The organism is Joostella atrarenae (assembly GCF_021764745.1).
GTDB lineage: Bacteria > Bacteroidota > Bacteroidia > Flavobacteriales > Flavobacteriaceae > Galbibacter > Galbibacter atrarenae.
The window spans coordinates 26,631-39,224 of sequence record NZ_JAETXX010000001.1 but is presented as its reverse complement, the minus strand read 5'-3'; the positions used below and the strand labels follow the sequence as shown (position 1 = coordinate 39,224).

Below are 12,594 nucleotides of genomic sequence, written 5' to 3'. Positions count from 1 at the left end.
TGATGCATAAGTTACCTAAAGTCCCACAATGGCGGGTGTTATTAAATGCCCGAAGGATTCTAAAGAATCCAATCTCATTCCATGAAGAGATTTTTGAGGAATTAGGAGACATATTCTTAGTAAAAACACCAAATGGAGCTCCAGTAATATTCACTAAGAATGCAAAGATAATTCGACATATACTTCAGAAAAATCATAGCAATTATAAAAAGTCTACTTTACAGACGGTCGATCTAGCAAATTATATAGGTCACGGATTATTAACTTCCGAAGCTGATCATTGGTTGGTTCATCGTAGAATGATTCAGCCAGCATTTCATAAAAAGAAGATCATAGGTTTGCTACATATTATAAAGCAAGCTATTTCCGAAGAATTACTTCAGATAAAGAAAAATACAACTACAGATATCTATCCTCTTATGGGAGATCTCGCTTTTCAGGTGGTAGCAAAATCACTTTTTAGCAGATCAGATATCCGTGAGCCAATGGCGAAGCTGCAAGATATTACGGAGGTGAATCAGCAGATGGTTATTAGAGAAATGCGACAACCATACTTGCAATGGTGGTTTTCAATTTCAGGAATGAAAAAGAGGCATTTAAACTATGCGGCACAAGGAAGGGAGATTCTAAACACTATTATTGAAGAAAGAATAGCGTCTAATCAGGAAGAAAATGATCTTTTGGATATGCTATTAAATGCTAAATATGAAGATGGAACTTCTATGCCAAGGAGGCAATTAATAGATGAGGTTTTAATTTTATTTACGGCTGGCCATGAAACTACAGCGAATGCGCTCAGTTTTACATTGTATCTTTTAGCTAAAAATCCTCAAGTCCAAGAGAAATTATATAACGAGATAAGAAAAGTTACTATTAATGATGATAATATAGGGGATGTATTTGGAGAGCTTACCTATGCAAAAGCTTGCATAGAGGAAGCGATGCGTTTGTATCCTCCAGTTTATATTATTGATCGGGTGGCAAAAGAAAATGATGAGATTGAAGGGCATTCTTTTAAAAAGAACTCATTAGTTTTGTTGTCTATTTATGAGTTACAACGAAATGAAGAGTTTTGGGAGGATCCAGATTCCTATATTCCTGAGCGCTTTTTAGAGATGGACAAAAAAGATTATTCAGAATATTACTATCCCTTTGGGGCTGGCCCGCGAATGTGTGTTGGAAATAACTTTGCGATGTATGAGATGATCCTCGTTTTAGTAGAAATTTTTAAGAAATACGAAATTTCAACAACGATAGAAAGCATAGATATTAATCCGCTTATTTCCTTAAAACCTATAAAAGTCCCGATTTATTTTAAAGAAAGAATTGATAATTGACTTCCACAGAAAAACATACCGCACTTATAAAAGCTGAAGCAAAACGCCTCGGCTTTTTGTCATGTGGAATTTCTAAAGCGGATTTCTTGGAAGAAGAAGCTCCAAGATTAGAGAAGTGGTTGCGTAAAGGAATGAATGGGGAAATGCACTACATGGAGAATAATTTCGATAAGCGATTAGATCCTAGGATTTTGGTTGAAGGCTCAAAATCTGTAATATCTTTATTGCTGAATTATTTTCCCTCTGAAGTTCAGAAAGATCCAACGGCGCCAAAAATATCTAAGTACGCTTATGGAACAGATTATCATTTTGTAATAAAGGATAAATTAAAGCAGTTATTAAATTTTATTCAAGAAGAAATCGGTGATGTTGGCGGAAGGGCTTTTGTAGACTCCGCACCTGTACTCGATAAAGCATGGGCTGCAAAAAGTGGTTTAGGATGGATCGGAAAAAACAGTAATTTGCTATCTAAGCAAGTAGGTTCTTTCTTTTTTATTGCTGAATTAATCGTAGATTTAGATTTAGAATATGATACGGCAGTTACCGATCATTGCGGCAGCTGCACGGCTTGCATCGATGCTTGTCCTACGGAAGCGATTACAAATCCGTATGTGGTAGATGGGAGTAAATGTATTTCTTATTTTACGATCGAGTTAAAAGATGAGATTCCAAATGATTTTTCAGGAAAGTTTGATGATTGGATGTTTGGATGTGATGTCTGTCAGGATGTATGCCCTTGGAATCGCTTTTCAAAGCCACATAATGAGCCGTTATTTAATCCAAATCCCGAGCTTTTATCAATGTCAAAAAAAGAATGGCAAGAGATAACAAAAGATGTTTTTCAGGAAATTTTCAGAAAATCTCCAGTAAAACGTACAAAATATGAAGGCTTAAAAAGGAATATAGAGTTCTTAAATGGTAAGAAAAATTAAGTGAAAAACATTTCACTTTTAGTTACAATAAATAGATTATAATTCTTATACCTTTGTGTAGAGAAATAAACTCTTAGTTATAATAAATTATTTTTTAGAGGAAATACATTTTAATAGTAAACGTTTAATTGTATAAAGCTCTTTGTAGCTTATTAATACTAACACAGACTAACCTATTTAGTAGGACAAAATAGCAATTATGAGCAAAGAAAGCAGAAGAAGAGAGGCTTTGGTATATCATGCGAAACCACAGCCAGGAAAGATTAAAATAGTACCAACAAAGAAATATTCCACACAAAGAGATCTAGCATTAGCGTATTCTCCAGGTGTTGCAGAACCTTGCTTGGAAATAGCAAAAGATAAAGACAATGTATATAAATATACTGCTAAAGGTAATTTAGTGGCCATAATCTCAAATGGAACCGCAGTTTTAGGACTTGGAGATATAGGCCCAGAAGCTTCGAAACCAGTTATGGAAGGTAAAGGGTTGCTTTTTAAAATCTTTGCAGATATTGATGGGATGGATATTGAACTCGATACGAAAGATGTCGATAAATTTATCGAAACTGTAAAAACAATAGCGCCTACTTTTGGAGGGATTAATTTAGAAGATATTAAAGCTCCTGAAGCTTTTGAGATAGAACGTCGTTTAAAAGAGGAGTTAGATATTCCTGTAATGCACGATGATCAACATGGAACAGCAATTATTTCTGCTGCTGCATTGTTAAATGCATTAGAGCTTGCAGAAAAGAAAATAGAAGATGTTAGAATCGTAATTAGTGGAGCGGGAGCTGCAGCGGTTTCTTGTACGCGTCTATATAAAGCCTTTGGTGCTTCTCCTAAGAACATCGTAATGCTAGATAGTAAAGGGGTGATTAGAAGTGATAGAGATTCATTATCTGTAGAGAAGTTAGAGTTTGCTTGCGATAGAAAGATAGATACTTTAGACGAGGCTTTGGTTGATGCAGATGTTTTTATCGGACTTTCGATAGCAAATATTGTGACTCCAGAAATGCTAAATTCTATGGCAAAAGACCCTATAGTTTTTGCAATGGCGAATCCAGATCCAGAAATAGATTACCAAGTAGCGATGAATGCTCGTGAGGATATTATTATGGCTACAGGTAGATCAGACCATCCTAATCAGGTGAATAATGTTCTTGGTTTTCCTTTTATTTTTAGAGGAGCTTTAGATGTTCGTGCTACAAAGATTAATGAAGAAATGAAGATGGCTGCTGTAAAAGCATTAGCAGAATTAGCAAAAGAGCCAGTTCCAGAGCAGGTAAATATTGCTTATGGAGAAACACGATTAAATTTTGGAAGAGATTATATAATTCCAAAACCTTTTGACCCTAGACTTATAGCATCTGTACCTCCTGCTGTAGCAAAAGCAGCTATGGATAGCGGTGTAGCAAAAGAGCCGATTGAAGATTGGGCTAAATATGAAGAGGAGTTGTTACAGCGCTTAGGAAACGATAATAAAATAGTAAGGCTATTACATAATAGAGCTAAAACAAATCCTAAGAAAGTGGTTTTTGCAGAAGCAGACCATTTGGATATTCTAAAAGCAGCTCAGATTGTTTTAGATGAAGGGATTGCAGAGCCGATTTTATTGGGTAATAAAGAGACAATTCTTGAGTTGATGAAAGAAATCGATTTTGATGCTGATGTATTAATTATCGATAATAAGACTGATGAATGTAACGATACTAAGAAGAAATACGCTAAGAAATATTGGGAGGCTAGAAAACGCCACGGAGTAACATTCTACGATGCTGAAAAGAAAATGCGTGATCGTAACTATTTTGCTGCAATGATGGTAAATGAAGGCGATGCAGATTGTTTAATTTCTGGTTACTCTAGAGCTTATCCAACAGTTGTACGTCCAATGCTTGAACTTATCGGGAAAGCAAATGGAGTTAGTAAGGTTGCTGCGGTGAATCTTATGATTACAGAACGTGGACCAATGTTCTTATCTGATACGTCTATAAATATAGATCCTACAGCAAAAGAATTAGCGAAAATAGCACAAATGACAGCTACTGCGGCAAGAATGTTTGGTATAGAGCCAGTTATTGCCATGCTTTCTTATGCTAACTTCGGATCTTCAAAAGATGAAAAAGCTAATAAAGTAGGTGATGCTGTAGCATATTTACATCGCCATTATCCAGATATTTTGGTTGATGGAGAATTACAGTCAGATTTCGCTTTAAATAAAGAATTGCTTCAAAGTAAATTTCCTTTTTCAAAATTAGCAGGTAAAAAGGTTAATACTTTAATTTTTCCAAACCTAGATTCAGCAAACATTACTTATAAGTTAATGAAAGAGTTAAATAAAGCGGATTCTATTGGGCCAATTTTATTAGGGATGAAAAAGCCAGTACATATTCTTCAATTAGGTGCTGGAGTTGAGGAAATAGTGAATATGACAGCGGTTGCCGTTGTTGATGCTCAAGAAAAAGAAAAACGTCAAAAGGCAGCAATGTAAATAAGAAGATAAATTCATTGTAAGAATAAATGCTCTAAATGTAATTAAATTTGTTACATTTGGAGCATTAACGTTTTATTAAGAATGATTACACAGATCAAAGGAAAACTTGTAGAAAAGAATCCAACCGATGTTGTTATTGAGTGTAATGGTGTTGGGTATATGATAAATATATCTTTAAACACCTATTCAAAGATCTCTTCCGATGAAAACCTACAGCTATATACCCATTTACAGGTTAAAGAAGATTCTCATACACTTTATGGTTTTGCCGATAAGGGTGAAAGAGAGGTTTTTAGATTGTTAATTTCAGTTTCTGGAATTGGTGCTAGCATAGCCAGAACAATGTTAAGCTCTTTGGATCCTATTCAAATTAGAGATGCAATTGCTTCTAGTGATGTAGCAACCATACAATCTGTGAAAGGAATTGGTGCGAAAACTGCACAACGTGTTATTATAGATTTGAAAGATAAGATACTTAAAATTTATGATATGGATGAAGTTTTTATTCAGCAAGGCAATACAAATAAAGAAGAAGCGTTATCTGCTTTAGAAGTATTGGGATTTGCTAAAAAGCAAGCAGAAAAGGTGGTGGAGAAGATAGTGAAAACTGACCCTGATTTAAGTGTTGAAAACATAATAAAGAATGCGCTTAAAAACTTATAACTGGCTTGAAAACCTTAATTAGCCCCATATTAATGAAGAGACAGTTAAAAACACTTATTGTTATTTGCTGTCTGTTTATATCGACTGCAGTTTTTTCCCAGGAAGAGCCTGAACAAGATCAGGATTCTACTCAGGTAGGCGTCTCTTTGGGTAGAATTAAATTACAGCAGCCTGAAAGTATTTCCTCAAAATATAGATACGATCCCGTTACAGATAAATACATTTTTACTGAATCTGTAGGTAATTATGATATTTCATATCCTGTTATTTTAACGCCTGAAGAATATGAGCGGTTAATTCTTAATGAGGAGATGAAGGGGTACTTTAAAGAGAAGATTGATGCTATCTCCGGAAAAGAAGGAACGGAAGAGGCTCAAAAGAATCTTCTGCCAAATTTTTACGTCAACTCTAACTTTTTTGAAAGTGTTTTTGGAGGAAATACTATAGAAGTAATTCCACAAGGTTCTGTGGCGATGGATTTAGGGGTGCGTTTTCAGAAGAATGATAACCCAGCGCTATCTCCTAGAAATAGAAGCAATATTTCTTTTGATTTCGATCAACGTATTAGTTTAAGCTTACTAGGTAAAGTAGGAACACGATTGTCTATAAATGCAAACTACGACACCGAAGCGACATTCGATTTTCAGAATCTTATAAAATTAGAATATACTCCAGACGAAGACGATATCATCCAAAAAATAGAAGTTGGTAACGTGAGTATGCCACTAAATAGCTCCCTTATAAATGGAGCTCAAAGTCTTTTTGGGGTTAAAACAGAATTACAATTTGGAAGAACAACCGTTACAGGTGTTTTTTCTGAACAACGTTCTCAAAGTAGAAGTGTAACAGCTCAAGGCGGTGGAACGGTTAATGAATTTGAAATCTTAGCCTTAGATTATGATGAAGATCGACATTTCTTCCTTTCGCAATATTTTAGAGATCAATATGATCAAGCGCTAGAAAACTATCCTTATATCCGAAGTCAGGTTCAGATTACCAGAATTGAAGTTTGGGTAACAAATAGAGCGCAGCGTACAGATAATGTTAGAAACTTAGTAGCGCTTCAAGATTTAGGGGAACCAGTGCCAGATAATACGCGTATTAATCAGAATGCGCCAGGAGGCTTTTTTAATACTGTAAGTACACTTCCGCGAAATGGTTCCAACGGTTATGACCCTTTTAATATAGGAGGCGCAGGTTCTGCATTAACAGAGTCTATTAGAGATATCGCAACTGTACAGCAAGGTTTTAATACAGCTGGTTATAATCCGAGTCAGGGATTTGATTATTCGATTTTAGAGAATGCTAGAAAATTAGAACCAAATAGAGAGTATACTGTAGATACACAATTGGGGTATATTTCTTTGAATCAGCGTTTAAGTAACGATGAGGTTTTGGCGGTGGCTTATCAATATACCTATCAAGGTCAGGTTTATCAAGTTGGAGAATTTGCAAATGATGGTGTGAATGCTACAGAATTCGAAGAAACTAATGGTGTGGTTACCCAAGTTAATCCGCAGGCTTTAGTACTTAAAATGTTAAAGAGTAATATTACGAATATTACAGATCCTGTGTGGGACTTAATGATGAAAAACTTCTATTCTACGGGGGCGTATCAGCTTTCTCAGGAAGATTTCAGAATGAATATATTGTACACAGATCCGTCACCAATAAATTATATCACTCCTGTAGATGATGCTACTTGGCCGCAAGGACTAGAAGAAAGGATCTTGTTGGATGTATTTAATTTTGACCGATTGAATGTATATAATGATCCGCAGAATGGAGGAGATGGTTTCTTTGACTTTTTACCTGGGGTTACTGTAGATGTTCAAAATGGATTAATAAAATTCACGAAAGTAGAGCCTTTTGGTGAGTATTTATATGATGTATTGGGTGGTGGTAATAATTATGACGATCCAAATTTTACACCCAATAACGATAACCAAGCGCAATATGTGTATCGTAATATGTATAAACTTACAAAAACAGCTTCTTTAGAGAATGCTGAAAAAAATAAGTTTATGCTTAAAGGAAGGTATAAAGCGGAGAGTTCTGGCGGAATTCCGCTAGGGGCATTTAATGTGCCTCGTGGATCTGTACGTGTTACTGCTGGTGGAAGAGTGCTTCAAGAGGGAATCGATTATACTGTAAATTATCAAGCGGGAACTGTGCAGATTCTAGACGAAGGTTTAAGAGCTTCTAATACTCCTATTGAAGTTTCAGTAGAGAATAATGCTGTCTTTGGTCAGCAAACACGAAGGTTCTCAGGGATTCATGTGGAGCATCAGTTTAATGAGAATTTTATGTTAGGAGGAACATTCTTAAATATGAGTGAACGCCCACTAACACAAAAAGCTAATTTCGGAATAGAACCCGTAAATAATACGATTTTAGGGTTAAATGGAAACTATTCTAAAGAGATTCCTTTCTTGACGAGAATGGTAAATAAATTACCAAATATAGATACAGATGCTCCTTCTAATTTATCTGTTCGTGGAGATTTTGCCTATTTAATTCCAGGTTCTCCAAAAACATCAGATTTTGATGGGGAAACGACGTCTTATTTAGATGATTTTGAAGGAGCGCAAGCTTTTATAGATATCCGTTCTTCATTAGCATGGACGCTTGCAAGTGCTCCCATTGGTTATGGAGGAGAAATTGAAAATGATAATGTAGCTTCAAGAGCAAAAAGAGCGAAAATGGCTTGGTATACTATCGATCCTATATTTTATACAAATCAGCGGCCAGGTTCTATTACAGATGATGATATCTCTACAAATCAAACGAGACGTGTTTTTATAGATGAAATTTTTCCGCAGCAAGATGTGGCACAAGGGCAAACATTAGTTCAGTCTACATTGGATATTGCTTATTACCCAGAAGAAAAAGGTCCGTATAATGATAATGGAAGTTTTGAAACCTTACCTGCTCAAGAGCGTTGGGGTGGAATTATGAGGTCGGTGAGCAGCACAAACTTTGAGCAAGCAAATGTGGAATACATTCAGTTTTGGTTGCTAGATCCTTATTATGAAGATGGGCCAACAGCGGGACAAAATGGAGAACTTGTTTTTAACTTAGGTAATATTAATGAGGATATTTTAAAAGACGGTAGAAAGCAATACGAAAATGGATTGCCAGTAGAGAATAATCCTGCGTTAGTGAACACTACGAGTTTTGGTCGTGTGCCTTCTACGCAGTCCCTAGTGTATGCTTTTAATGCTGATACTGGTAATAGAAATATTCAAGATGCTGGTTTTGATGGTCTTTTAGATGGTGATGAGGCTAATTTTTATAGTAACCCTGGGCCAGATCCTGCATTAGATAACTACCAATTTTACTTAGATGCTGCCGGTGATATTTTAGATAGGTATTACAATTATAATAACCCTCAAGGGAACTCTCCAGTTCAAGTTGGAGATACAAATAGAGGATCCACTACTTTACCAGATGTAGAAGATATCGATCGAGATTTAACTATGAATACGGTAGATAGTTACTTCCAATATAGAATTCCGATTGGACCAAATATTCAACGAGCAGATCCTTTTGTATCAGATATCCGAGAAGTTGAAGTTGAAACTCCTAATAATGATAGCTATCGAGTACGTTGGATTCAGTTTAAAGTTCCTATTGATGAATATGATGAGGCTGTTGGGGGGATTACAGATATCCGTTCGATAAGTTTTATGAGAATGTTCTTAACTGGTTTTAATGATCCTGTTGTATTACGATTTGGAACGCTAGATCTTGTGCGTGGAGATTGGAGAAACTACTCTCAAAGTTTACAGCCAGATGATGATCCTGATCCAAATGATGACGGTACGTTTGTGGATGTGAATACAGTTAATATACAAGAAAACGAGCAGCGAGAGCCAATTCCATATAGATTACCTCCTGGAGTAGTTCGCGAGCAGTTAAATAATAATAACACTATAATAAGACAGAATGAGCAGTCGCTTTCTTTTGCAGTTTGTGATTTAGAGCCTGAAGATTCTCGAGGTGTTTTTAAGAATATAGATATAGATATTAGGCAGTATAAACGTATAAAAATGTTTGTTCATGCTGAGCAGTATAAAAATACTCCTGTGGCAGATGGAGATTTAGTGGCTTTTCTTAGATTAGGTACGGATTTCACTGAAAATTATTACCAAGTAGAGGTGCCTTTACAGATTACTCCACCAGGAACTACAGATGCTGCTACTATTTGGCCAGACATCAATAGTATTGATTTGCCTTTGTCTTTACTTTCTAAAATAAAAGCTCAAGGTATTGCAAATGGATCTCTTCAGGATCTAACCTATTACGATTCAGAAGGAAGTCCTATTGATGAATTTGCTCCAAGAGAGCTTGGCGATATGAGAGTCGCTGTGAAAGGAAATCCTAGTTTGGGGAATATCCGATCTGCAATGGTTGGGGTGAAAAACCCGAGTACTACGGTTGGAGATAATGTTTGTGGTGAAGTGTGGTTTAATGAACTACGTTTGGCAGAATTAGATAATCAGGGTGGTTGGGCTGCTATTGCACAGGTAGACTTGAATTTTGCCGATTTCGCAAATATTTCAGCAACAGGAAATATGAGTACTTCTGGTTTTGGAAGCATAGATCAGACCCCAAATGAGAGAAGTCGAGAGGATTTTATGGGTTATTCTTTGAATAGTAATGTAAACCTTGGGCAGTTACTTCCTAATAAATGGGGGGTACAAGTGCCAATGAATTATAGTGTTTCTGAAGAATTAATTACTCCAGAATTCGATCCATTATACCAAGATATAAAATTAGAAGATCGTTTGGATGCTGCTGGAAGTTCTCAGGAGGAAGATCAGATTAGAAAACAGGCTGAAGATTATACCAAGCGAAAAAGTATAAATTTTATCGGAGTTAGAAAAAATATTGGACCTGAGCAAAAGCCAACTGTTTATGGTATTGAAAACTTCACTTTTAATTTTGCATACAATCAAGTAGATCATAGAGATTATGAAATTGAAGACTTAAAGGATCAAAACGTAAGAACCGGTTTCTTGTATAACCATAATTTTAGACCGAAAGAAGTTGTTCCTTTAAAAAATGCTGATTCGATTCTTAAGAGTAAGTATTGGAATTGGTTGAAAGATTTCAACTTTAATTTATTGCCTACAAGTATTTCTTTAAATTCAAATATAACAAGAACTTTAAATAGACAATCTTTTAGGCAGGTTTTAGAAGCGGGTACTTCATCTAATTTATTAGGATTGCCAGAAGTGCAACAACGAAACTATTTATTCGATTGGCAATATGCGGTAAACTATAATTTAACAAAGTCATTGCAGTTTAATTTTATCGCAGCGAATAATCATATTGTAAAGAATTATTTTGAGTACGATGAGAATGGAGATCAGATAGTGAATAGAGAGTTGGCCTTGTGGGATGGATTTTGGAACGTAGGAGATCCAAATAGACATACGCAGCAACTTCAGCTTAATTATGATATTCCGTTAGATAAAATTCCGTTTTTAGATTTTGTTACTGCAACCTATGCTTATACTGGAGATTTTGATTGGCAAAGAGGGAGTGATGTTTTAAATGATGTAGCTGGAGAAGATCTTAATACGATACAAAATGCGAGCACGCATAATTTTAATGGTTCTTTTGGGATGGATAAGCTGTATTCTTCGCTTGGAATAAGAAGAAAAAGCGGAACCACAGCCGCCCAAACTTCAAGAGGATCGTTGCCAATTGCAGATGCTAATCAAGAAGAGGTGCCTGAAGTTGTAGAAGGTAAAAAGTATGGAGGATACAATACCATGATCGATTTGGTGACTATGGTAAAAAGGATCAATGTAAGTTATACTAGAAATAGTGGTAAAGTTCTTCCAGGATATACAGAATCCGTTGGGTTTATTGGAACTTTAAGGCCTTCATGGGGATTTGTTTTTGGAAGTCAATCCGATGTTCGCTACGAGGCTGCCCAGAAAGGATGGCTTACTACTTTCCCGGAGTTTAATGAGCAATATATGTCTAGAGAAGCCAATCAGCTTAATATCTCGGCAAATATTCAGCCTTTTAAAGATTTCACTATAGATTTAGTAGCAGATAGACAATACTCGGAGTCCTATGCTGAGAATTATAGAATTGAAGATATTAATGGAGATGGTATTATAGACTACAATCCGCTTATTCAAAATAAATATGGAGATTTTTCAATTTCCACTATTATGCTCGGAACTGCATTTGATAGTTCTAAGGAGGAAACTTCGGAGACATTTAATCAGTTCAGTAAAAATAGAATTTTAATAGCTCAGCGTTTAGCTGGAGTTCCGCAGGATCCTGAGGCTACAGAATATCCAGAAGGATATGGCCCTACAAATCAAGCTGTATTATTACCAGCATTTATAGCTGCGTATACTGGTAAAAGTGCAAGTTCTGTTTCTCTTGGTGCATTTAGAGATACACCAATTCCTAATTGGACAATGAAGTACACGGGCTTAATGAGAGTACAATGGTTTAAAGATAATTTTAGACGTTTCTCTTTAGCGCACGGGTATCGCTCTAGTTATAGTATTAATAGTTTTAGATCGAATTTAGATTTTGGAAATGGAAGTGAGTTTGATCAATCGGGAGATTATAAAAACCCTATCCTGTATACAAATGCTACTTTGGTGGAGCAGTTTAATCCTTTGATGCGAGTAGATTTCGAAATGAATAACTCTGTAAGTGTTTTAGCTGAAATGAGAAAAGATAGAGCGCTTTCTATGAGTTTCGATAATAACTTGCTTACAGAAATGGCAGGAAATGAATATGTGGTGGGATTAGGATATCGAATTTCAGACCTTAGATTCGTTACTAATATTGGAGGACGAAGAAATGTATTAAAAGGAGATTTAAATTTAAAAGCAGATTTATCTCTACGAGACAATATAACGGTAATTAGAAATTTAGATATCAATACGAATCAAGTAACGGCGGGGCAGAATATTTGGGCTCTTAAGTTTACTGCAGATTATGCTTTAACGAAGAATTTAACGACCTTGTTTTTCTACGATCATACATTCTCAGAATTTAAAGTTTCCACGGCATTCCCGCAAACAACTATCCGTACTGGGTTTACATTGCGATATAATTTCGGAAATTAACAACTTTCTGTTTGAAATCAATAGTATAAAGAATTACATTTGTCCAGCTAATAAACTAA

5 protein-coding genes are annotated in these 12,594 nt (G+C 35.7%); all 5 read left to right on the top strand.

Annotation, left to right across the window (positions count from 1 at the left end; translation table 11 throughout):
* Positions 1–2: 2 nt before the first annotated feature.
* The gene (locus tag JM658_RS00185; protein ID WP_236957209.1) at positions 3–1,337 is read left to right on the top strand and encodes a cytochrome P450; all 1,335 of its coding nucleotides are present in this window, start codon (positions 3–5) and stop codon (positions 1,335–1,337) included.
* On the top strand, positions 1,334–2,269 hold the full coding sequence (gene queG, locus JM658_RS00180; RefSeq protein WP_236957208.1) for a tRNA epoxyqueuosine(34) reductase QueG: 936 nt from the start codon (positions 1,334–1,336) through the stop codon (positions 2,267–2,269). The genes JM658_RS00185 and queG overlap by 4 nt, the downstream gene beginning before the upstream one ends.
* Positions 2,270–2,468: 199 nt before the next feature.
* Positions 2,469–4,757 (top strand): NADP-dependent malic enzyme, encoded by a 2,289-nt coding sequence (locus tag JM658_RS00175; RefSeq protein ID WP_236957207.1) that lies wholly within the window; start codon positions 2,469–2,471, stop codon positions 4,755–4,757.
* An 84-nt stretch (positions 4,758–4,841) separates the two neighbouring features.
* A complete protein-coding gene (gene ruvA, locus JM658_RS00170) occupies positions 4,842–5,423 on the top strand; it encodes a Holliday junction branch migration protein RuvA (RefSeq protein ID WP_236957206.1) in 582 nt (193 codons plus the stop codon).
* A 5-nt stretch (positions 5,424–5,428) separates the two neighbouring features.
* Positions 5,429–12,535, top strand: coding sequence for a T9SS outer membrane translocon Sov/SprA (gene sov / locus JM658_RS00165; RefSeq protein ID WP_449555717.1), 7,107 nt, complete (start codon positions 5,429–5,431; stop codon positions 12,533–12,535).
* Positions 12,536–12,594 lie beyond the last annotated feature (59 nt).